The 23,478-nt window shown below is 61.5% G+C and carries 17 protein-coding genes; 2 read left to right on the plus strand and 15 right to left on the minus strand.

The genetic code is table 11. The annotated features are described in order from the left end of the window. Positions 1-21: 21 nt before the first annotated feature. From gcvP to lpdA, 6 genes are all read right to left on the minus strand, one after another. Positions 22-2,874, minus strand: a complete 2,853-nt coding sequence (gcvP, locus tag GKC28_RS05700) for an aminomethyl-transferring glycine dehydrogenase (RefSeq protein WP_174145848.1) — start codon at positions 2,872-2,874, stop codon at positions 22-24. 61 nt (positions 2,875-2,935) lie between these two features. Next, a complete protein-coding gene (gcvH, locus tag GKC28_RS05705) occupies positions 2,936-3,301 on the minus strand; it encodes a glycine cleavage system protein GcvH (RefSeq protein ID WP_174145850.1) in 366 nt (121 codons plus the stop codon). Between the two features lie 21 nt (positions 3,302-3,322). Next, on the minus strand, positions 3,323-4,420 hold the full coding sequence (gene gcvT, locus GKC28_RS05710) for a glycine cleavage system aminomethyltransferase GcvT (RefSeq protein WP_174145852.1): 1,098 nt from the start codon (positions 4,418-4,420) through the stop codon (positions 3,323-3,325). 69 nt (positions 4,421-4,489) lie between these two features. After that, the gene (locus GKC28_RS05715) at positions 4,490-5,860 is read right to left on the minus strand and encodes a sodium:alanine symporter family protein (protein ID WP_174145854.1); all 1,371 of its coding nucleotides are present in this window, start codon (positions 5,858-5,860) and stop codon (positions 4,490-4,492) included. A gap of 25 nt (positions 5,861-5,885) precedes the next feature. Continuing rightward, positions 5,886-6,830, minus strand: coding sequence for a lipoyl synthase (gene lipA, locus GKC28_RS05720; protein WP_174145856.1), 945 nt, complete (start codon positions 6,828-6,830; stop codon positions 5,886-5,888). A 16-nt stretch (positions 6,831-6,846) separates the two neighbouring features. Then, the gene (gene lpdA, locus GKC28_RS05725) at positions 6,847-8,229 is read right to left on the minus strand and encodes a dihydrolipoyl dehydrogenase (protein ID WP_174145858.1); all 1,383 of its coding nucleotides are present in this window, start codon (positions 8,227-8,229) and stop codon (positions 6,847-6,849) included. A 173-nt stretch (positions 8,230-8,402) separates the two neighbouring features. Here lpdA and GKC28_RS05730 point away from each other — a divergent pair, with 173 nt between their 5' ends. Continuing rightward, a complete protein-coding gene (locus GKC28_RS05730) occupies positions 8,403-9,017 on the plus strand; it encodes a helix-turn-helix domain-containing protein (RefSeq protein WP_174145860.1) in 615 nt (204 codons plus the stop codon). A gap of 123 nt (positions 9,018-9,140) precedes the next feature. Here the strand turns inward: GKC28_RS05730 and GKC28_RS05735 are convergent, their stop codons facing one another. The 5 genes from GKC28_RS05735 to GKC28_RS05755 form a co-directional block, all read right to left on the minus strand. Next, positions 9,141-10,232, minus strand: coding sequence for an ATP-binding protein (locus GKC28_RS05735; RefSeq protein ID WP_174145861.1), 1,092 nt, complete (start codon positions 10,230-10,232; stop codon positions 9,141-9,143). Beyond that, on the minus strand, positions 10,204-10,689 hold the full coding sequence (locus GKC28_RS05740) for a response regulator (protein ID WP_174145864.1): 486 nt from the start codon (positions 10,687-10,689) through the stop codon (positions 10,204-10,206). Before GKC28_RS05740 ends, GKC28_RS05735 begins: the two co-directional genes overlap by 29 nt. Positions 10,690-10,782: 93 nt before the next feature. Next, positions 10,783-11,514, minus strand: coding sequence for a response regulator (locus GKC28_RS05745; RefSeq protein ID WP_174145866.1), 732 nt, complete (start codon positions 11,512-11,514; stop codon positions 10,783-10,785). Positions 11,515-11,988: 474 nt separating this feature from the next. Further along, positions 11,989-12,726 carry a methyl-accepting chemotaxis protein gene (locus GKC28_RS26340; RefSeq protein WP_368041099.1) on the minus strand — a complete coding sequence of 246 codons (738 nt, stop codon included), beginning with the start codon at positions 12,724-12,726 and terminating at the stop codon, positions 11,989-11,991. A gap of 121 nt (positions 12,727-12,847) precedes the next feature. Further along, positions 12,848-14,593 carry a HAMP domain-containing protein gene (locus GKC28_RS05755; protein WP_254604153.1) on the minus strand — a complete coding sequence of 582 codons (1,746 nt, stop codon included), beginning with the start codon at positions 14,591-14,593 and terminating at the stop codon, positions 12,848-12,850. Between the two features lie 578 nt (positions 14,594-15,171). On the opposite strand from GKC28_RS05755, the gene GKC28_RS05760 reads away from it, so the two are divergent. Continuing rightward, positions 15,172-15,885: a serine protease gene (locus tag GKC28_RS05760; RefSeq protein WP_174145870.1), complete on the plus strand. Its 714-nt coding sequence runs from the start codon at positions 15,172-15,174 to the stop codon at positions 15,883-15,885. A 63-nt stretch (positions 15,886-15,948) separates the two neighbouring features. Here the strand turns inward: GKC28_RS05760 and GKC28_RS05765 are convergent, their stop codons facing one another. The 4 genes from GKC28_RS05765 to GKC28_RS05780 all read right to left on the minus strand — a co-directional run bounded on the left by GKC28_RS05765 (position 15,949) and on the right by GKC28_RS05780 (position 23,341). Further along, positions 15,949-17,127 (minus strand): HlyD family type I secretion periplasmic adaptor subunit, encoded by a 1,179-nt coding sequence (locus GKC28_RS05765; RefSeq protein WP_174145872.1) that lies wholly within the window; start codon positions 17,125-17,127, stop codon positions 15,949-15,951. Beyond that, positions 17,124-19,421, minus strand: coding sequence for an ATP-binding cassette domain-containing protein (locus GKC28_RS05770; RefSeq protein WP_174146059.1), 2,298 nt, complete (start codon positions 19,419-19,421; stop codon positions 17,124-17,126). The genes GKC28_RS05765 and GKC28_RS05770 overlap by 4 nt, the downstream gene beginning before the upstream one ends. Positions 19,422-19,450: 29 nt before the next feature. Further along, positions 19,451-20,731 (minus strand): TolC family protein, encoded by a 1,281-nt coding sequence (locus GKC28_RS05775; protein WP_174145874.1) that lies wholly within the window; start codon positions 20,729-20,731, stop codon positions 19,451-19,453. Positions 20,732-20,803: 72 nt separating this feature from the next. Continuing rightward, positions 20,804-23,341, minus strand: a complete 2,538-nt coding sequence (locus GKC28_RS05780) for an Ig-like domain-containing protein (RefSeq protein ID WP_174145876.1) — start codon at positions 23,339-23,341, stop codon at positions 20,804-20,806. Positions 23,342-23,478: the final 137 nt, after the last annotated feature.

Consider the following 23,478-nt stretch of genomic DNA (forward strand, 5'->3'; position numbering starts at 1 on the left):
GCAAGCCAGGAAGTTCTGGTCTTACTCTTCTTCGTAGTCCGACATCGGCGGGCAAGTGCAGACCAAGTGACGGTCGCCATAGGCGTTGTCCACCCGGTTCACCACTGGCCAGTATTTGTCGACGCCGAGGTTGCCCGGCGGGAAGCAGGCCTGCTCGCGGCTGTAGGGACGATCCCATTCGCCGACCAGGTCGCGCACCGTGTGCGGCGCGTGCTTGAGCGGGTTGTTCTGCGCATCGATTTTGCCCTCGATGATATCCTGCGCCTCCTGACGGATCGACAGCATGGCATCGCAGAAGCGGTCCAGTTCGTCCTTGGGCTCGGACTCGGTTGGCTCCACCATCAGCGTGCCGGCCACTGGCCAGGACATGGTCGGAGCGTGGAAGCCCGAGTCGACCAGGCGCTTGGCGATGTCGTCCACGGTGACGTGGCCTTCTTCGTCCAGCGGGCGGGTGTCCAGGATGCACTCATGCGCCACACGGCCCGTTTCCGACGTGTATAGGATCTTGTAGGCATCCTTGAGGCGGGCTGCGATGTAATTGGCATTCAGGATCGCAACTTTGGTCGCCTGGGTCAGGCCCGCGCCGCCCATCAGCAGGCAGTAGGCCCAGCTGACCGGCAGGATCGAGGGCGAGCCGAACGGAGCCGCCGAAACCGGACCCACTGCGGTGCCGTATTCCGGGTGGCCCGGCAGGTGCTCTTCCAGATGCGCCTTGACGCCGATTGGACCCATGCCGGGGCCGCCGCCGCCATGCGGAATGCAGAAGGTCTTGTGCAGGTTCAAGTGCGAAACGTCGCCGCCGATCTTGCCTGGCTGCGCGAGGCCCACCATGGCGTTCATGTTGGCGCCGTCGATATAAACCTGGCCGCCATGCTCATGAGTGATCTGGCAGACTTCCTGCACGGTTTCCTCGAACACGCCGTGGGTCGACGGGTAGGTGATCATGCAGGCCGCGAGGTTGGCAGAGTGCTCTTCTGCCTTGGCGCGGAAGTCAGCGACGTCGATGTTGCCGCTGTCGTCCGATTTCACCGGAACCACCTTGTAGCCCACCATCTGTGCCGACGCCGGGTTGGTGCCGTGCGCGGAGGTCGGGATCAGACAGATGTTGCGGTGTGCTTCACCCCGGGCCGCGTGATAGTTGCGGATGGTCAAGAGGCCCGCGTATTCGCCCTGCGCACCGGAGTTCGGCTGCTGGGAGATCGCGTCATAGCCGGTGATCTGGCAGAGCTTGTCGTTCAGATCAGCGATCATCTGGTGGTAGCCCTGCGCCTGGTCTTCCGGGCAGAAGGGGTGCAAGTTGCCGAATTCCGGCCAGGTGACCGGGATCATTTCGATGGTCGCGTTCAGCTTCATGGTGCAGGACCCCAGCGGGATCATTGCACGGTCCAGCGCCAGGTCGCGGTCGGCCAGGCGGCGCATGTAGCGGGTGATTTCTGCCTCGGCCCGGTTCTTGTGGAAGATCGGGTGGGTCAGATACTCGCTTTCACGCAGCGCATAGTCGGGCAGGCGGTAGGCGCGGTTCTTGACGCTGTCGTCCTTCTTCTCGATGCCGAAGGCACCCCAGACCGCTTCAATGGTTTCCGGGCGGGTCTGCTCGTCCAGCGAGATGCCGATGTGGCTGTCGCCGATCTTGCGCAGGTTCACACCGCGGGCAACGGCTGCTTCCATGACGGTTTTCTGCAGCGGGCCAACTTCGACGGTGATGGTGTCGAAGAAGACTTCCGGCTGCACCTTGAAGCCGTGCTCTTCCAACCCGGCGGCCAGGCGCGAGGTCTTGCGGTGCACAGACTGGGCAATAGCCTTGATGCCGTCCGGGCCGTGGTAGACCGCGTACATCGACGCGATGACAGCCAGCAGCGCCTGTGCGGTACAGACGTTGGAGTTGGCCTTTTCGCGGCGAATGTGCTGTTCGCGGGTCTGCAGCGCCAGCCGGTAGGCCTTATTGCCGCGGGCGTCGACCGACACGCCGATGATGCGGCCGGGCATGGCGCGCTTCAGCTTGTCGGTGGTTGCCATATAAGCCGCGTGCGGGCCGCCATATCCCATCGGAACTCCGAAACGCTGGGTGGAGCCGATGGCAATGTCAGCGCCCATCTCGCCGGGCGACTTCAGCAGCGCCAGCGCCAGGATGTCGGCGGCCACAACGGCAATGCCCTTGTGCTCGTGGATGGCTTCGATTTCCTTGGTGAAATCGCGCACATGGCCGTAGGTGCCGGGGTACTGGAAGATCGCGCCGAAGACTGCGCCCGGATCCAAATCGTCGGGATCTGCAACCACAACGTCGATCCCCAGGGGCTCTGCACGGGTCTGGATCACGGCAACGGTCTGCGGGTGGCAGTTCTTGTCGACGAAGAAGGCCGCGTTGTTCGCCTTGGAGCGCGAGCCGCGGTGCGCCATTGCCATAGCTTCGGCAGCGGCGGTGGCTTCATCCAGCAGCGAAGCGTTGGCGATGTCCAGGCCGGTCAGGTCGCTGACCATGGTCTGGAAGTTCAGGAGCGCCTCAAGACGGCCCTGGGAGATTTCGGGCTGATAGGGGGTATAGGCGGTGTACCAGGCCGGGTTTTCCAGGATGTTGCGCAGGATCGGCGCCGGGGTGGTGGTGCCATAGTAGCCCTGGCCGATCAGCGAGGTCAGCACCTTGTTCTTGGAGGCCACCTGCTTCATGTGGAAGAGGGCGTCGCGCTCGGTCATTGCCGGGCCCCAGTCCAGCGCCTCTTTCTGGCGGATGGCGGGCGGCACGGTGGCGTCGATCAGCTCGTCCAGGGTCTTGAAGCCGATCACCTGCAGCATATCCCGCATCTCGGTCGGAGACGGGCCGATATGGCGCCGGTTGGCGAAGTCATAGGCTTCGTAATCGGTAAGTTTGAAGGCCATTACATGGGTCCTTGTCTGGGGCAATGGACCCCGCCGGGCAGTTCCGGCGGGGAAGGGGTGCTTAGCCGATCAGGGCTTTGTAGCCGTCCAGATCCATCAGATCTTCCAGCTGGGAGGCGTCGGAGATCTTGATCTTGTAGATCCAGGCGTCACCTTCCGGGCTTTCGTTCAGGGCACCGGGGTTGTCGGCCAGGGCTTCGTTCACCTCGACCACTTCGCCGTCCAGCGGCGCGTAGATTTCGGAGGCTGCTTTCACCGACTCGATGACGCCGATCTCGCCGCCCTTTTCGAACTCCTCACCCGCTTCGCGCTGTTCAACGAAGACAACTTCGCCCAGCTGGTCGGCGGCATGCTGGGTGATGCCCAGGGTTGCCACGTCACCTTCGACGGTGATCCATTCATGCTCTTCAGAGTAATAGGTGGCCATGTTGACTCTCCTGATGATGTCTTAGCGTTTGTAGTTCTGAGTAACGAAGGGCAGGGCGACAATTTCAGCCGGCTGCGCCTTGCCGCGGATGATGAGATTCACCTTGGTGCCAGCCGCGCTTTGATCTGCCGCAACATAGCCCATGGCAACCGGGCCGCCGACCGTGGGGCCGAAGCTGCCAGAGGTGATGGCGCCCAAAGTATCGCCGTTTTCGTTTTGAATTTCCACGCCTTGACGGGCGGGGGCGCGGCCTTCGGGCTTGATGCCGACCAGTTTCTTGGCGGCGCCTTCGGCCAGTTCCTTCTGGATCCGGTCGGCACCGGGGAAGCCGCCCTCTTCCTTGCGGCGCTTCTGGATTGCCCAGGAAAGCGACGCTTCGATCGGCGATGTCGACTGGTCGATGTCGTTGCCATAGAGGCAGAGGCCTGCCTCCAGGCGCAGGCTGTCGCGGGCGCCAAGGCCTGCGGGCTCGCAGTCGTCATGGGCCAGGAAAAGTTTGGATACGCGGATCGCGTCGGTTTCCGGGATCGAGATCTCGTAGCCGTCCTCGCCGGTGTAGCCCAGGCGCGAGATGCGGCATTCGACGCCGCCGATCTCGGCAAGGGTGGTTTCCATGAACTTCAGCTCACGGGCGGCAGGGCACAGCTCGCCGACAACGTCCTCGGCCTTGGGGCCTTGCACGGCAACCAGCGCGCGGTCGAAGATCTCGGTCACTTCAACGCCGTCCAGATTGGTCTGCATGTGCGGAATGTCCTGGTGGCGCAGGGCGGCATTCACCACGACAAAGTAATGGTCACCGGCGTTGGAGACGATCAGGTCGTCCATGATGCCGCCTTCTTCGTTGGTGAAGAAGCCGTAGCGGGCCTTGCCTTCCTTCAGGGTGGCATAGGCCTGCGGGCAGAGCGTTTCCAGCTTCTCGCCCACGTTTTCACCGCACAAGATCACCTGGCCCATGTGGGAGACATCGAACAGTGCAGCCTTCTCGCGGCACTGCTTGTGCTCGCCCATGATGCCCATGGGATACTGGACCGGCATTTCCCAGCCGGCGAAGTCGACCATCTTGCCGCCAAGTTCGACGTGCAGGTCATAAAGCGGGGTGCGTTTGGGTGCGTCGGTCATCCTGTGCAGCCTTTGAATTACTAGGGTTTCGGGGTGGGGGAGGGCGCAGGGAGCGCCCTCCCTAAGAGCTTACTCGGCAGCGTGGCCGGCTTCTTCCGATTTGCCGCCGGTGGCAAAGAACTCTTTCGTCACTTTGAAGACGATCGGGCTCAGCAGCGCCAGGGCAATCAGGTTCGGGATGGCCATCATCGCGTTCAGCGTGTCAGCCAGCAGCCAGATGAAGCCCAGGTCGGCGGTGGCACCGAAGTAGATCGCGATGATCCACAGGATGCGGTAGGGCAGCATGACTTTCACGCCGAACAGGAATTCCATGCACTTCTCGCCATAATAGGACCAACCCAGGATGGTGGTGAAGGCAAAGATCGACAGCGCGATGGCGATCAGGTAGCCGCCGAAGCCCGGCAGCGAGGTTTCAAACGCCAGCGAGGTCAGTGCCGCGCCGCTTTCGCCCGAGGTCCAGGCACCGGAGGCGATGATCGCCAGGCCGGTGATCGAGCAGACGATGATGGTGTCGATGAAGGTGCCCAGCATCGCGATCAGGCCCTGGTTGACCGGACCTTTGGTTTCCGCCGCCGCGTGGGCGATCGGGGCCGAGCCGAGGCCTGCCTCGTTCGAGAACACGCCGCGCGCCACGCCAAAGCGGATCGCCGCCCAGACCGCCGCACCGGCAAAGCCGCCTTCGGCTGCCGACGGGGTGAAGGCATAGGTAAAGACCATCGCAAAGGCGTCGCCGATGGCATCCGCATTGATGATCAGCACGATCAGGCCCGCAACGATGTAGCTGACGGCCATGAAGGGCACCAGCTTGCCGGCCACCGCGCCGATGCGGGTGATGCCGCCGAGGATCACAGCGCCGGTCAGCACCATCAGCACGATGCCGGTGATCGACGGGTTGAAGCCGAAGTTGGTTTCCAGAACCTGTGCAACGCCGTTGGCTTGCACGCCGTTACCGATGCCGAAGGCCGCAATGGAGCCGAACACGGCAAAGGCAACGCCCAGCCAGGCCCATTTCGCGCCGAGGCCGTTCTTGATGTAATACATCGGGCCGCCGACATAGTTGCCTTCTTCGTCGCGCTCGCGGAATTTCACAGCGCAGACCGCTTCAGAGTATTTGGTGGCCATGCCGACCAGCGCGGTCATCCACATCCAGAACAGTGCGCCGGGGCCGCCGAGGAAGACGGCGGTCGCAACGCCTGCGATGTTGCCGGTACCGATGGTGGCCGACAGCGCGGTCATCAGCGCGTTGAACGGGGTGATCTGGCCTTCGCCAGTGCCTTCACGGCCTTTGAACATCAGGCCAAAGCCCATGCCCAGCTTCCGGATCGGCATGAACTTCAGGCCGACCTGAAGGAAAAAGCCGACGCCCAGAATGAGAACCAGCATCATTGGCCCCCAAACCACGCCGTTTACGGCTCCTACGATTGAATTTAACGCTTCCATGGGTCTCCTCCCGCTTGCGTTAAGGTTAAATGCCCTTTGCCAAGGCCATCTGACGGGCCTCTTGCAGGGCGGCAAAATCTTCATCCGCGTGGAACGAAGAGCGGGTCAGCGGTGTCGCTGACACATGCAAAAAGCCCTTGGAACGCGCGATCTGTTCCAGCTGCGCAAATTCCTCCGGCGACCAGAAGCGGTCGATCGGGTGGTGTTTGGCTGTGGGCTGCAGGTACTGGCCCACGGTCAGGAAATCGACCTGGGCTGCGCGCAGATCGTCCATCACCTGGCGTACGTCGTCCAAAGTCTCGCCCAGGCCGACCATGATGCCGGACTTGGTGAACAACTGCGGGTTGGCGCGCTTGGCGTCATCTAAGAGCCGTAGCGAGGTGTAATAACGCGCGCCGGGGCGCACGCGCGGGTACAGCCGCGGCACGGTTTCCAAATTGTGGTTGAACACATCGGGCTCGGCCTCGAACACAATCTGCGCTGCCTCGCCCTTACCCAGGAAGTCCGGGGTCAGCACCTCGATGGTGGTGCCGGGGTTCTGGTGGCGGGTGGCGCGGATGGTCTGGGCGATATGCCCGGCACCGCCGTCATCCAGATCGTCCCGGTCAACCGAGGTGATCACCACGTGGCGCAGGCCCAGTTTCTTCACCGCTGCTGCAACCCGGCCCGGCTCAAACGCATCGAGCGTGTCCGGCTTGCCGGTGGTCACGTTGCAGAAGGAGCAGCCGCGCGTGCAGACTTCGCCCATGATCATCATGGTGGCGTGGCGCTTGGACCAGCATTCACCGATATTCGGGCAGGCGGCCTCTTCGCAGACGGTGGCCAGATCATGCTCCCGCATCAGCTTGCGGGTCTCGTAATACTCAGCGCTTTCGATCTTCTTCTTGCGGATCCACTGGGGTTTGCGCGGAATGGCGCTGTCGGCCTTGTGTGCCTTTTCCGGGTGGCGGGGGCGCAGCTGGATCGTCATTTGGCAAAACTCCGGATCAGGCGTGAATGGCGCGGCCAAGCGCGTCGAGGCAGGCTTCCTTCACCGCCTCACCCATTGCCGGGTGCGCGTGGCAGGTACGGGCAACCTCTTGAACGGTGGCGCTCTTGGCCATTGCCAACACCAGTTCAGCGATCAGGTCACCGCCATGCGCGCCGCAAATATGGGCGCCAAGGATCTTGCCCTCTGGCGTTGCCAGCACCTTTACTGCGCCGTCGGTTTCACCGGTGGAGCGGGCGCGGGAGTTGGCCATGAAGGCAAATTTGCCGGCGATGTAGTCCGTGCTTGCCTCTTTCAGCGCTTCCTCGGTCTGACCGACGGAGGCAACCTCCGGGTCGGTGTAAACCACGCTTGGGATGGTGTTGTAATCCACATGGCCGTGTTCGCCTGCCAGCATCTCGACACAGGCAGCGCCGTCTTCCTCGGCCTTGTGTGCCAGCATCGGGCCGGGCACGCAGTCGCCGATGGCAAAGATGCCCGGGACGGAGGTGGAGAAGCGCTCGTCCACTTCGATGAAGCCGCGAGAATTGATGGAAACGCCCAGGCCTTCCAGGCCCAGTCCGCGGGTCACCGGGCGGCGGCCGATGGCAACCAGCACCTTGTCCGCTTCGATCTGTTCTTCCTTGTCCTTGCCGACGCGGTCCAGCGTCAGGGTCAGGCCGTTATCGCCCTTCTCGACGGTTTTCAGCGCGCGGCCCAGCTGGAACTTCAGTCCACGCTTGCTCAGCGCCCGCTGGGACAGCTTGGCGATCTCGCCGTCAATGCCGGGAAGGATACGGTCGAGGTATTCCACAACCGTCACCTTGGAACCGAGGCGTGACCAGACCTGACCGAGTTCAAGCCCGATCACGCCGGCGCCGATCACCACCAGATGCTCAGGCGCGGCTTCAAGCGCCAGCGCACCAGTGCTGCTCATCACGTCCACCTCGTCGATCTCCACGCCAGGGAGGGGGCTGGGTTCCGAACCGGTGGCAATCAGAATGTTCTTTGCGGTGTAGCTGTTCTCGCCCACCTGCACCTGGCCGGGCGCCGGAATGCTGGCCCAGCCTTCGATGTGGTCAACGCCGTTCTTTTTGAATAGGAAAGCGATGCCCTTGGTCAGGTCGCCGACAATCTTGTCCTTGCGTGCCATCAGCGCACCCAGATCCAGGCTGGCGCCCTCGACGGCGATGCCATGCGCGGCCAAGTGGGACAGATCCGCATATTTTCCGGAGGAGGTCAGCAGCGCCTTGGAGGGGATGCAGCCAACGTTGAGGCAGGTGCCGCCTAGGGAGCCGCGGCCTTCGACGCAGGCCACCTTCATGCCTAGCTGCGCGGCGCGGATTGCTGCGACATAACCGCCCGGGCCAGCTCCGATCACAATCAGATCATATGCGCTCATGTGGTGTCTCCTCCGAAAAGCGGTTCAGGACCGGCACGTATTCAGTCGTATACGACGTTGCGTCTCCTATAGGAAACTTTTTCCCTATTGCAAACAAAAAGTGCGGTCTCGGAAATTTTGACCCGCAGATACATCAAAGCTAAGCTGTTTGCGGATCAGGAGAATTCGCAGAAATGGAACCAATTCCCTCAGAAGAAACAGGGCTCGGCCCCGATGTGGTAGAAGCCCCGGACGGGGAAGTGCTGGGTAAAATGATTCGGGATGCCCGCAAGGAAAAGGGGCTGACGCTGGAGGAAGCGGCCAAGGCTGCGGCCATCGGCAGGTCTACTTTGTCCAAGATCGAGAACAACCAGACCCGGCCCAGTTTCGAGATCATCCGCCGTCTGATGCAGACCCTGGAACTGGAAACGCCGCAGCTGTTTGTGCAGTCCAGCCAAAGCGGTGTGACCGGGCGCCGGGACTTCACCCGCACGGGAGAGGGCGAGCACAAGGAAACCTCGACCTACGATCACGAGCTCTTGTGCAGCGAGCTGACCAGCAAGCGCATGGTTCCTTATATCAGCACCATCAAGGCGCGCGATGTGACCGAGTTCGACAATTGGGTGCGCCATCAGGGCGAGGAGTTTATGTTTGTGCTGAGCGGTGAACTGGTCCTTTATACTGAGCATTATCGGCCGCTGCGCATGGGGGCGGGTGACTCTGTGTATTACGACAGCGGCATGGGTCATGGCTGCGTCTCGATCAGCGAAGAAGATGCCAGAGTCCTTTGGGTGTCGCTGGAAGGGTAGCGCCCCTGCAGGGCCAATCAGCGAAATTTCATCGGAGGCGGCACGTCCAGCGGACCGGTAGCCACAACAAAACTCCGTAGAGCTAGACTGAAGAAAGCGGTTCTTCCCTGAGAGCACGTGCTGTTAAGTCGTATCGCCGGCAGGCAGGGGGCCCAGGTTGACCGTAAAGCGGATTGTGGTGCCGGTTTCCGTTTGCGGATCGCACCAGATCAGGCCCTTGTGGCGCTTGGCGATTTTGGCGCAGGTCGCCAGGCCCAGACCGGTGCCGGGCTGCTCGCTGCCGCGCTGCAGCCGCTTGAAGGGTTCAAAGATATTCTCCCGGTACTCCGGCGGCACGCCAATACCATTGTCGGCAACAGAAATCATCAGTCCGGATTCGGCAGGTTCGGCAACTACAGATATTTCAGGCGTTTTGCCGCCGCTGTATTTTATAGAGTTGCCGATCAGGTTTTGCAGCAGCTGCACGATGTCTGGCGGGAAACACAGCACGCTCAATCCACTCGACTGCCAGTTTAGCCGGGCGCCCGATTCCGCAAGATCCTGAGCCAACACTGCTCGCAAGCTGTCAAACAGACTTTCAACGGTGACATGTTCCGCTCGGCCTTCGCTGTGGGGATTGATATGGCTGGCCAGCCGTTCAATCAGTTCGGACGTTTTGTTTACTGATTTCTTCATCAGGTCGAACTGCCTGGCAACTTCGTCCAGGTCACCGTTCTCGTATTCCTCCTGGATCTGTTCGCTCAGAAACTTAATGGCCCGCAGGGGGGCTCGCATGTCATGGACCAGCACATCCGAGAACAACCTCAACTCGTTTTGCTGCTCTTGGATACGCCAACGCATGTCTGAGACCTTCAGCCCGTTCGATATCATCCGATTGAGCGCTTCCGCGCTGAGAGCTGATTTGGGAATGTAGTCGCTGGCCCCGGCCAGAATGACGCTTTTGGCGATTTCTTCGTCTCCGTGGCCTGTGGTCATAAACAGCACGGCCCGCGGCCAGGCCTCGTTCAGCCGCGCGATCAGATCCAGACCGGTCCCATCGGGAAGCAGGTAATCCAGGAAAATCACATCTGTTGGACGCCCGGCGTGTTCCAGCGCTTTTTCGCCGCTTTCGGCTTCGGTGATACTGGCGCCGGGGTGTGTTTGCGTCAGAAGCCGACGTAACATCTTCCTGTCTCCGGCGTCATCGTCAATGAGCAGGATATTCAGAACTGTCATCAGCCACCTTTCTGGTTCGATCCTCGGGTAGTACGTCAATGCGCCAAAAATTGCCGACCGTTGCCATGAGACCGGCAAACATGCCGCCAGCTTTAGACTTCAGAAGGTACCCTGCGACGTTTTTGGTATAAGCTTCGAAGATGTCGCGCTTGTCATCCGAGGTTGTTAGCACAATGGAAAGGGTCTTATGCAGCAACGGGTCGGCTCGGACTTCCCGCAATGGCTCAATCCCGTTCCAGTGCGGCATTCTGATATCATTCAGGACCAGGAAATGAGGCGGTGGCACGTGGTTTATCTTGCTGCTTAGGAAAGCCAAAATGTCAAAGCCGTTCGCAACCCGTATAACCGTATTGGCGCTTTTTGCCTTTTCGTAAGCCCGGTGCAGTGCCTTGGCGTCATCGTCCTCCGCAAGGATAATGTTCAGGGCCGGGCGATTGGGAGTAGAGGGACACTGCAATCTACAGTTACTCCTTTAGCCTAGGGGTTCTGACAAATGAACCAGAGACAGAAACAACGGTTCCTCCGATCGGACTTCGGCGTACAAATGTTCCTATTGCAGGAGGTTAGGAGATACCCGGGCGGTCACTTCCCGGGTGGCGTCAATAACGCTGTCCAAATCATCCATGAATGCCACCAGATCTTTGCAGCTGCGCTCAAGCATCGTCACATCCGCCAGAATAGAGGGAGAAACACTATCGCCCTGACGAGCTTGAGATTTCACAACCCTGACCCCCGCAAGTGTCCGGCTCAGTAACAGCCGGAGATCGGGACCGCAGCCGACAATGAAGCGTTGGAAAATCCGCCTCAGCTCCTTTTCCGAAGCCCGCGCGCTGGACAGCTGGCCATAAAGCGCCCGCCGTTCGATGGCGGAGGCAATCGACTTGATCAGAGCGTCCACCGACAGCTCTTCTTTTACGATGTAGTCCGCACAGCCGCGGCGCATTGCTTCGACGGCGGTCTGATAGCTGGTGACGCTCGTCAGCATAATAGGTACAGCTTGCACCTGATCTTCGTGGGTCAGCAGTAGCTTCAGGGCATCAAGGCCTGTGTCCATGCCCAGGTTATGGTCGAGAAACACCAGGTCATACTGTTCCGCGTCCAGCTGCCGGCTCATCTCGTCCAGATTTGCAGCCTCAAAGAACTCCGCCTCCATTCCGGCCTTGCGGCACAGTTTCTTCAAGCGCAGCCTGTCAATCTCGTCATCATCAACTGAAAGGATGTTGAGGATCACGGGTTGCAAAAATGGTGGCGCAGTCACCTCGGGAAGACCATTGTTACTCATCCTGTACCCCTTAAAATTGACATGGTCCTTGGGGCAAATGGTGCCCAAGTATAATCACTCATAAGTTGAACGTATCATATTTGATCGCGCTCGGGGTCATTATCTAAAGAGATTTGTTAAAGAAAACTGAGTGGAACAAAGGGGCTGGAGGATTTTGCGTTTCTTCTACGAGGGGCGATGAGATTTTCTGAAAATTTCATAGAGCCTAGCCGCAAACTGACCGCTTCAGATTTGCCGGAAATTTTGGACTGATGGCGGCAATCACAACGCTGCGGCTATGCGTTGTTCAAAGGCGATCGATCAGGATGGCGGCTGCGGTAAGGGCGGGGCGACAAGCTCTCGGATCACTTCTCCACCTCGACAGAATCTAGGGCAGCCAGTAGCCCCAAGGCTATTCCTTTTCGGCAGAGTGCCTGCCGCTACTGGACAGTCTGAAGGCGCCGCGGATTTTTGCGCGGCGCCTCCGTTGAGTTGTCAGAAGTCCTGCCAGAGATCGCGGGAGGCATTGCCGCTGCTGGCGGCTGCGGGTGCCGGGCTGGCTTCGACCTCCCAGTCGCCCTCGCCATGCGCCGAAGGCGCGGGCTTGGCGGCCGGGGCGGCAGCGGGCGCCGCTGCCGGAGCCGGGCGGGCGGGGGCCGCGCCGCCGGAGACCCGGAAATGCGCCACCAGCTCGGCCAGCTTGCCGGCATCGGTGTTCAGCATGTGGCCCGCCGCGGTGGCCTCTTCCACCATCGCCGCGTTCTGCTGGGTGACCTGGTCCAGCTGGGTGACGCCGGTATTGATCTCATTGAGGCCGGTGGACTGCTCCGCCGCGCCTTCGGCAATGCCGGAGACCAGCTGCGAGATATGGGTCACCTGCTCGACGATGCTCTGCAGCGCCTCGCCCGCCTTGCCGACAAGATCCACGCCGCGCTCCACCTGTTTGGAGCTGTCGGAGATCAGCGTCTTGATCTCCATCGCCGCATCCGAGGAGCGCTGCGCCAGCGCCCGCACCTCGCTGGCGACCACCGCAAAGCCCTTGCCGGCCTCGCCCGCCCGCGCCGCCTCGACGCCGGCGTTCAGCGCCAGCAGGTTGGTCTGGAAGGCGATGTCGTCGATCACGCTGATGATCTGGCTGATGTGGTTCGAAGACTGCTCGATCTCGGTCATCGCCGAAACCGCGCTTTGCACCACCTCGCGGTTGTTCTCCGCCTCGGTGCGGGCCTCGGCCATGGTGGCCTCGACGCTGCGGGCGCCGTCGGCGGCGGATTTCACGCTCGCGGTCAGCTCATCCAGCGCCGCAGCGGTCTGCTCCAGCGTCGCCGCCTGGCTTTCGGTGCGGTGCGACAGGTCGTCAGAGGCCTGGCTGATCTCGGCAGCGCCGTTGCGGATGCTGCCGGAGGCCTCGATCACCTGCTGCACGGTGGTGCTGAGGTTGCTGACGGTGCTGTTGAAGTTCTGCCGCAGCTGCTCGTATTCCTCCGGGAAGGCAGAGCTGATCGGCTGCGAGAAGTCGCCATCGGCGAGCTGCATCAGGCCGGCGCTCAGGCTTTCGACCACCTGCTGCTGCTGGCGCTGCATCTCGGCGCGTTCTTCCTCGGCNGTCAGAGGCCTGGCTGATCTCGGCAGCGCCGTTGCGGATGCTGCCGGAGGCCTCGATCACCTGCTGCACGGTGGTGCTGAGGTTGCTGACGGTGCTGTTGAAGTTCTGCCGCAGCTGCTCGTATTCCTCCGGGAAGGCAGAGCTGATCGGCTGCGAGAAGTCGCCATCGGCGAGCTGCATCAGGCCGGCGCTCAGGCTTTCGACCACCTGCTGCTGCTGGCGCTGCATCTCGGCGCGTTCTTCCTCGGCGGCGCGGGCCAGCTTCAGGTCGTCCTGCATGGAGACCAGCGTCTTGCCGATCTTGCCGATCTCGTCGCCGCGGTTGGCGGCCTCGACCTCGGTCTCCAGGTCGCCGGAGGAAACCGCCTCCATGTCGGCGCAGATCCGGTCGATCGGCTTGGTGATCGACCGCGCGAACAGCCAGCCGAAGAAGGACACCAGGGCGGCGCAGGCGAGGGAGATCAGGATCATGATCCGCTGCTGGACGCCGGCTGGAGCAAGAACCTCCGCCCGGTCAAGTTCCGCGACCAAGCCCCACTGCACATTACGGAAGCTGACTGGTGAGGACACTGCTGTGACTTCACGACCGCCATCCTTGGTGATGAAGGGATAGAAGGTCGCCGCTGTGTTAGCCTCCGTGCCTCTTGGCGCGGCCGAGGGAGATACAAGGGCACCTTGGATATGAGGCAGTGCCGGCAAGTCTTCCAGCAGTCCATGGCCGCCTTCGAGGCGTGATGGAGTGCGAGCCTTGAGGTCTTGCCCGGCAAGGTACATGTCAAGCGTTTGCAGATCGCCTTTGAAGCTGGAGGTAATTGCAGCGATTTCGTCGATCGCAACCTGCAGCGCGAAAATGCCTATGTAGCGTCCCCCGCTGTCCAAAATACGGGTTGCCGCGAAGGCTGCAGGGGCGTTTGCACTGGGAGCATAGGAGGCGATGTCGGAGAAGTATACGTGTTCCTTCTCTCCCTCCGAAGCCAGGCGGAAGGCCTGGGCCAGACCGGTCTCCGCGTAAGGCCCGGTTTTGAGGCTGGTAGCGTAGTCTGCCTCTTTGGCGACAGAGAAGATCACGTCGCCCTCCGGGCTGATCAGGAAGATGTCGTAAAACCCTAGGCGCTCCATCATTTTTTCGAAGGCCGGGTGATTGCGTTCGAAATGGATGTCATAGGGCGATGCGGCAGAGGCAAACATCGACAGGTTCTCTACGTTTTCTTGGCCGCTGCCGCCACGGCTGTCCCATGTAATGCCCATGTCTTTCATCGCCTTGGCGGTGGAAGGGACAGAAGAGACCGTCAAGACTGCGGCTTCTATCGACTTTAGATATGCTTCCAGCGCTGCTTCCCGGTCGCGGACAAGGGATTGCAGGACAACCTCCGCGTTATGAACAACGCTACGGCGGAAATAGTTGCTGCTGAAAGCAATGAGAGCGATTGTTACCGTTAGCGCAGTGCCGACGATCAGCAGGGGCAGTTTGTGTGCCAATTTCAGATTGCGGATCATTTTGAACTTAATACCTCCGGCAGGCGTCCGCCGCTCAGATGATGCGGACGAAGAACAGGAATATTGCCTGATACAACGTCAGATTGATTTTTGTTCCGTTAATACGGGATAGAAGGGATAAAAAATATCACAATGATTGTATTTTCCAGACGGCCTGCCCTCCCTAGACAGTCATTGGCTGAGCCCGCGTTATGGATTTGATCTGATCAGAAAGCGCAGGACTGGTTAACGGCCGAAGGCAAGTGCTCGGCGGGAAGGGGCGGTGGCGTTGCGCTTTTGCCGCCGGGGTGACTTCGAATCGCGGCAAACAGGGGCGTCCCTGGCTGGACTTGGCACTTTATTTGCTTCCGAATTTTCTTTTTTTGTTAACAGGTTGGAAAAAACATTAACGTTTTGTTTACTTTTTCTGGCCAAGCGGCAGGCTTTTTTGCCATGGTTAAGCATCAATAACCGGGGGGTTAGGGAATTGTTAACGCTGCCGCATTCTGTCCACCTTTTGGTCTCAGCCCGGCTACTTTGGGTCTCATTCCAGCCGCACGCCTGAATGACGATGCCGATGTGGGAAGCTGGAGTGGGTTATGAGACTGACTATTGCTGCAATTGCGGCATGCCTGTCCCTGGGCATGCCCATAGGCGTGGCTGCGGATGAGCCGCTTGCTCGCGCCGAATCGATACAGGGGCTGGAGGCCGTCGGACGGCTGAACATCGCCAACAAGAGCATGTGCACCGGGGCGCTGGTGGCACCCAATCTGGTGCTGACTGCCGCGCATTGCCTGTACGATCCCAGGACAGGCGCCAGGGTTGATCCGCAGAGCATCTGGTTTGAGGCCGGCCTGTCCGGGCGCCGGGCTGTTGCGCTGCGGCAAGTGGCGAAGGCTGTTGTGCATCCGCAATATCAGTACCACCCGTCCGGTACTCATCAAATCGGCAGCGACCTGGCGGTTCTGAGGCTGGACCGGCCGATCAGCAGCCAACAGATAGCACCGCTGGCCATGGATTGGGGGGCTGCGCGGGGCGATACCCTGGACGTGCTGTCCTATACGCAGCATCACGCGACACGGCCCAGGCTAAAACGCTCCTGCAGCGTTCTCGCCCGCAAAAGCCGTACTTTGGTGATGTCCTGCCTGGTGGATTTCGGTGCCTCGGGATCGCCGGTGCTGGAACTGAGCCCGGGCCAAGCGCCGCGGCTTGTTTCGGTGATTTCGGCCAAGGCTGCCATAGGCAGCCGCCGGGTGTCGATCGGCACCGCTCTGGATTCGACGCTCAGCGACCTGATCCGCCGGGCGGGCTGACCCGCTGCTTCCCGGTTGCGAATTCCGAGGGGGTGTTCCAAACTGGAGCGGCCTCTTGTTTCATCAGGGCTCGCGCAGCGCCTCGCGGGATTTGTAGAGCGGTTTCAGCAAGTATTGCAGCACAGTCTTGGCACCGGTCTGAAGTTCAGCCGCGGCCCGCATGCCGGGGCGGATCTCGATCGACTGCTGGCGTTCGGTGAAACCGGATTTGTCGACCCGCACCGTTACCCGGTAGTAGGGCTCGGCGCGCGGGTTGCGCTCATCTTCGAATGTATCGGCCGAGACGAAATCCACCTTGCCGCGCAGCGAGCCGTAGATGGTATAGTCATAGGCCGAGAGCTTAATGGTGGCGTCCTGGCCAGGCTGCACGCTGGCGATGTCTTCCGGCTTCACCCGCGCCTCGACAAATAGTTCCTCACCCAGCGGGATGATTTCCAGGATCTCCTCACCCGGGCGGATGACGCCGCCGATCGTGGTGACCGCTAGGCTATTGACGATCCCCGCCATGGGCGAAGTGATGATGGTGCGGTTCAGCTGATCCACGGCCAGCCTCTGCTCCTGCCGCAGGGTGGTTATCTCCCGCAGCGTCTGGGCGTATTCTTCGGCTTGTTCCAGCTCCGCCTGGGTGCCGATTTCGGTGTATTTGGCGCGCGCATCGGTGGCCGCCTTGCGGGCCTTGTTCACCTCGATCAGCGCCACGATCTTCTGCTTGTAGAGCTTCTCCATATTCGCCAGTTCGGCGTTCAGCTGATCCATGATCTGCCGGGCGCTGTCGCGACGGCTGGCAAAGTCTGTCTGCCGCGCGGTCAGCAGGCCGCGTTCAGAGGCCAGAATACCGGCGGAACGCTGTGCCAGCATATCCGGCACAATGAATTCAAATGCGCCTTTCATTTGCGCCTCCAGCCGGTGGCGCCTGATCTCCAGCGCGTCGATCTGGTTTTGCAGCTCATCGGCAGCGGTGCGGAACTTGGTGTCCTGCAGCTTGGCCAGCACCTGGCCCGCAGTCACGATGTCACCCTGGCGCACATGCAGCTCCGCGAGGATACCGCCCTCCAGGTTCTGCACGATCTGCGCGCGGGAGGAGGAGACCACCTGACCCTCGCCGCGTACGATCTCGTCGATGGAGGCAAAGGCGGCCCAGATAAGAAAGGTCAGCACCACGGCGAGAACCAGATAGATGATGCGGCTGGCGCTGCGCGGTGTCTGGGCATCGCCGTAAGGGTCGTTCAGCGCCGTGCTCATTTGCCTTCTCCTGCGGCCAGATGCGCCAGAACCTGGTCGCGCGGGCCGTCCACCACCATCCGGCCGGACTGCAGGATCAGGGTGCGGTTGGTCAGTGACAGGATCGGCATCCGGTGGGTGGCGATCACCGCCGTGCGGCCCTCCAGCCAGTTTTCCAGGCGGCTGACCAGAGTGCGTTCCAGCGTCTGGTCCAGCGCCGCGGTGGGTTCATCCAGCAGCACGACAGAGGGGTTTTGCAGCCACAGCCGTGCCCAGCCGATCGACTGGCGCTGCCCAATCGACAGCCCGTGGCCGCCGTCGCTGATCTCCAGGTCCAGACCCTTGTGGTGGTTGCGGACATGGGCGCCGAGGCCGGCAAATTCCAGCGCCTCCATCAGCCGGTCGTCGTCGCGTTCCAGCTGGTTGAGGTTCAGGTTGTCGCGCAAGGAGCCGGCAAACAGCCGCACGTCCTGGCTGAGGTAGCCGATGTTCGCCCGCAGGTCGCGCGGGTCGATCTGCGCCATGTCGGTTCCGTCCAGCAGGATGCGGCCCCGGTCGGGGGCATAGAGGCCGGACAGCAGCTTAAGCAGGGTGGATTTACCAGAGCCGTTGACGCCCAGCACCGCAACCCGCTGGCCCGGAGTGACCGCCACCACCTGCACATCCAGTGTCGGTGCCGCGTCATCCTCATAGCGGAACAGGATCTCGCGCAGCTCAAACCGGCCCTCGATCTTCTGGCGGCGCAGGTAGGTGCGTTCCTTCTCTTTTTCCTGCGGTGCCTGGGCGATTGCATCCAGCCCCTCCAATGCAGCCTTGACGTTGCTCCAGCGTGCCAGGGTTGCTGCGAACTGTGTCAGTGGTGCCAGCGTGCGGCTGGTCAGGATACCGGTTGCGATGATGGTGCCGACAGTGAATTCACCGGCAAACACCAGCAGTGTACCCAGCACTACCGCGGTAATATAGGTGGCCTGCTGTACCCCCTGAGACCAGTAGGTCAGGGCGCTGGACAGCTTGCGCTGCTCGGTTGCGGAATGCGACGACAACGTGTTCAGTTCATCCCACAGCCGCAGCACCCGCTCCTCGCCGCGCTGGGTCTTCACGGTGTCGAGCTCGGTCACCACCTCATGCAGCAGCCGCCCGGCTTTGGCATTCGCGCCTTGGGTCTGGCGGGTATAGGCGATCATCTTTTTCTGCATGAAATAGGCAGGCAGCAGCATCAGGATGCCGCCGGCAATGATCACCCAGACCACCGGCCCGGCGATGGAGGCAACAAGCAGCAGGAACACCGCGATAAACGGGATATCGGCCAGCGTCGAAATCGTGGAAGAGGTAAAGAATTCCCGCACCGAGCCGAAGTCGCGCATCGCGGCAAACAGACCCGATGGCGGCAGCGGCTTCTTGTCAGAGCGCATGCCGATCAGGCGGCGCATCAGGTTGTGCTGCACCGACAGCTCGATTTGGCGTCCGGCCGCGTCAGTAAGCCGGGCGCGGGCCAGTTTCAGCATCGCTTCCAGTGCAATTGCCAGAAAGGCGCCGACGGCAAGCACCCACAAAGTGGCGTGCGATTGGTGCGGCACCACCCGGTCATAGACCTGAAGGGAGAACAGCGCGACGGACACTGCCAGGATGTTTGCCACCAGCGAGCCCAGCATGATCTCTCCCACCTGACGGCGGTACTTGGGAAACTCGCTCCAAAACCAATGGCCCGGGTCTATTTGCGGCGTATGCTTGGCCGCCATCTGGCCGAGCGAAGGGCGGGCCGACAGCACGGTGCCGGTAAAATAAGGGCTGAACTCTTCCAGCGGCACTTCGGTGCGGTTTTCCGGACAGGAAGTGTCATAGATCGTCAGCCCATCATCGGCCTGGCTCAGCACCAGCACGCATTGGCCGCCGGACATGATCGCCAGCGCGGGCCAAAGGGTAGGGGCAAGCCGCTGCTTTTCGAGGATTTTGGGCAGCAGCCCGGTGGATTGCAGCGCCTTGGTCAGCGTGTGGAGGGACAGGTCCCCCGGCGTTTCCTTCCACAGGAAGGCTGCGACGTCGCTGACTGCCACCTCGCTGCCCTTCAGCGCGGCAAGGGTCGCAATCAGGCTGGCCCGGTGCTGGATGCGGGCTGCCGCCCCTTCCAGCAGCGAGCCGACTTCGGGCTGGGGATCCTGGGGCTTGGGCCGGTTGTTTGTCTTTGGCTTCAGCTTGGCACTGGGGCTGGGTGCCGGGGCAGGGGTGTTGGCCTGCTGCATCCTGCCTTGCGGTGCGGCCTGCGGGCCGGAAACAGGCACGGCCCGCAGCACCGGCTTCATGCCGGCGGCGGGCATCGGGTGGGGCGGCTTTTGCGTGGTGTCGGTCAAATCTTGTCCCCATCAGCCAGAAGCCCAAGGTCGCGTGCCAGTGCCAGCTGGATCAGCACCACCTCGTATTTTGCGTCGATATAGGCCTGCTCGCGGCGTACCAGTTCTTCATAGACCTGGATCACTTCCATTACCGGGCGCTGGCCTGCCTCGAATTGCTTCTGGAACAGTTCATATGTCTCGCGGCTGCGGCGCACCAGCGCGGCAGTCTCGCCCTCCTGCCGCTGGTAGGAGGCGATTTGCTGCATCTGGCGGCTGTAGGCGCGCCGCGCGGCTTCCTCTGCCTCGGCCACCTGACGCTGGGCGGCCACCTTGGAGGCTTCCAGAGCCTGGATCGCGGCAGGAGTGCCTAGCCCCAGCGGTTGCCCGGCGCCCAGAGTAATCCCGGCACCGGAGCCATCTGTGGTTACATTTCCAGCCGCAGAAATTTGCGGCAGCAACCCGGCGCGCCCGGATTTGGCCTGGGCAATGGTGCGCTCCGCTTCGGCGCCGGCCTTGAGCACTGACAGGAACTGCCCCTGTTCAGGCGGTGTGCCGATCGACAGTTGCGAAGGTTTCTGGTCGAAACTCTGCCCCGTCATTGCCTGCAATTCGGCGCGTGCGGTGGCGGCAGCGTCCCGGGCAGTGGCGGTCGCAGTGCGGATGCCGCTGATCTTGCTGTCCACCACGTTGAGGTCGGCGCGGTTGGAGACGCCACCATCGACCCGGCCCTGCACGATGCGGCGGAACTCTTGCATCCGGCGCAGTGCGCGGTCGCCATAGGCAGCCTTCTCATCGCCGCGCAGGGCAGCGGCATAAAGCCCGACGGCGGTTTCCACCCGGCTGTTCATGTCCTGAGACAGGCTTACGGCGGCGACCTCAACATCGGCGGCGGCAAACTCGCGCTCTGCCTTGCGGCGGCCGTTGTCGAACAGCACCTGCTCGATCAGCAGCCCGGCCACCAGATCGCCCAGGTCAGTCAGGCTGACAGAAGGCCCCAGCGTCGGAAACCAATTCTTGGACGCAGCCTCCGCCCGCAGCTTGGCGCTGACCAGTTCTGCCTCGGCTGCGCGGGAGGAGGCGGCAATGGCGGCTGCGGCCACCTGTCCGTAGGCGCTGTCCTCCGCCAGCAGCGAGCGGCGCTCCATCAGGGCGCTGATCACTTCGGAGGTGGTCTCGCCCGTTTGTGTGAAATTGCTGTGCGGGCCGCTGGCTTCCGCATCGCCAAAGGGTGCCGGTGCGCAGGCCGAAAGGCTGCACATCGTTGCGATGGCGCAAAGAAAGCGTCCCGGTTGCATCCTGCCCTTTGCCCTTTTGTTCCAGGCTTTTGATATTTTGGACCCGGCAGCAGAAGCCGCCAGGCCGGTAGATCAGATCACGGTGTTGACGTCTTCATCGACCAGGATCGTAGTGCCGTCGTCGCCCAGAGTGTAAACGTCGTAGGTCTCGCCGTCGACCGTCTGGGTGCCGCTGGCCGTCGCTCCGGTGATGGTCAGCGTGTCGTCCGAGCCGCCATGCACGGTCAAGGTATCGGAGTTTCCTGAAAGCGCGTTGATGTCGGCCTCGGTCAGGGTGAGGTTGACGTTGTCCGCATGCACCAGGTTCAGCTCGTCGATGTTGAATTGCGACAAGCCTGCGTGGTCGAGAACCGTGGCATCTGCACCGTCTTCAAAAACAACCATGGTGCCGGAACTGTTGCCTGCATCATCGACGCGGTTCACCACCAGGTTCGACCCGTCCGGCACCGTCTCGTCAAAGCTGAACAGGGTGCTGCCGCCGCCGAGGTCCGTGGAGGTTCCGGTAACCTCCTCCACCGCGCCGCCGCTGGTCAGCTCGTGCGCGGTATCGCTGTCCTTATAGTCATCGCTGAAGAAACCAGTGACTCCAGCCCCCGTGTCGATGATATTACCGACATTCGGTGCATCGTAATCAGTATCGACTTCAAAGGTCTCAGTCAGAGTTGCGGTATTGCCTGCCGGGTCCGTCGCCGTGATAACCGCGCTGCTGCTGTAGGTTCCTTCGGGCAAATCCTCTACGTCGAATTCCACGCTCCAATTGCCATCGGCATCTACGCTTGCACTGCGCGTCAGGCCTTCAATGGTGACATCGACCGAGGAGCCGGGCTCGACTGTTCCGGTCAGGGTCAACCCCGCAGCGCGTTCGGCGATGTTGACGATGTCGTCGTCGGTGATGCTGTCTGCCTCAAACGGCACAACTTCCGTGTCGATGGTCAGGGTGTCAGTGATTTCTGCAGTGTTGCCTACAGCATCCGTGGCTGTGACGGTGACATCTGCTTCATAGCTGCCTTCCGGGATGTCGGAGTCGGCGAAATCCACGGTCCAGTTGCCGCTGCTGTCAACGGTTGCAGTTTCGGTTGCGCTGCCCAGCTGCACAACCACGGTGGAACCCGGCTCCACGGTGCCTGTCAGGGTCACGCCGTCGCTGTGCTCGTTTTCATTGACGATACCGTCGCCTTCGACGCTGGATGTATCCACGGTGAGGGGATCAACCAGAGTGTCCACGCGCAGATCGGCAGTGGCCGTCGCTGTATTGCCTGCTGCATCGGTGGAGGTGACGCTGACAGTGGTGTCATATTCACCGGTGGGCAGGGAGCCCGCTTCGAACTCTGCGGCCCAGTTGCCGCTGGAGTCCGCGGTTGTTGTGCGGGTCACGCCTTCGACGGTGACACTGACCGCGGCACCCACTTCGGCAGTGCCGGTCAGGGTTACCCCGTCGCTGGCCTCTGCATTGTTCACAATGTCGTCGCCGCCGGCCTGGTTCGCATCAATCGCCACCGATGTGATGGTGTCCACCCGTACCGTTCCGGTGACGGTTTCGGTGTTGCCATAGGCATCGGTCGCCGTGGCGGTCACGTCAGCGTCGTATTCACCCGACAGGATCTCGGACGCTGCAAAATCGGCGCTCCAAGTGCCATCGCTTGCGGCTGTAACCGTGCGTGTCACCCCTTGGAAGGTGACGTCAACAGTTGCGCCAGCTTCAGCGGTGCCTGTCAGGGTCACCCCGTTCGCGGCCTCTGCGCCATTGATCATGTCATCGCCGCCGGCTTGGCCATCATCAATTGCAACAGCAGTCTCGGTATCGATACGGATGGTGGAATTGGCCGTTGCCGTGTCGCCGGAGGTGTTTGTCGATGTGACGCTGACCGGTGCATCGTACTCGCCGCCGGTAATTTCAGAAGCCGCGAAGTCCGCGCTCCAGATACCGTCATCGGTGGCGGTCACAGTCCGGGTTACTCCCTGAAAGGTCACTTCCACGGTGGAACCGGCTTCCGCGGTGCCTGTCAGAGTCACCCCGGATGCAGCTTCGGCACCGCTGATTGCATCATCGCCGCCAGCCTGGCCGCTGTCGATGGTTACAAAGGTGTTGCCGTTGGAGCCACCTCCGCCGCCACCGCCACCGCCGCCTCCGACAATGGCTGCGGCGCCAGCTACACCTGCTGCAGCGCCGGCCGCGCCAAGGCCACCGAATAATGGAGCAGCCAGCGGCGCAACCACTGGTTCGATCCGGTCGACGTCCAGAAAGACCATGTCGTCATAGGCGCTCCACTTGCCGGCCAGATCGAGCGGCTCGTAGGTGGCAAACAGCATACCGCCGGATTTGTCCTCCAGCACGACTTCTATGAACTCGCCTTCCTGGCTAAGGAACAGGTTTTTGCTGCCCGTTGCACCGAAGGAGTAATAATTCTCGAGTACCAGCTCCTGGCCGTTTGCCAGCATGATATGAAGGTTGTTGCCCTGCCGGGAGTAGCTCTCAACATCAGCGGGTCTTAGATTCAGAGAGAAATCCTTGGAATGAGACGCGTCAAGACTTGCCGGCGTTCCCTCGGAAAAATTTCCATGCTGCGTAGTGCCCGCCATATCGCGGGTGATATATGCGACCGTGCTCATAAATTTACCGCCCATCTATAAGCGCCGCGGCCCGGAATTCGGCCATCGGCGTGTGGTTTCGTTTGCCTGTATTTTGCCCAGCTGCCGTCTTTTGCGGCCATTTTGAGCCTACAATGTGACAATTTTCTCAGGCCTGT

The sequence above is a fragment of the Leisingera sp. ANG59 genome (genome assembly GCF_013317235.1).
In the GTDB taxonomy this organism is placed as follows: Bacteria; Pseudomonadota; Alphaproteobacteria; order Rhodobacterales; family Rhodobacteraceae; genus Leisingera.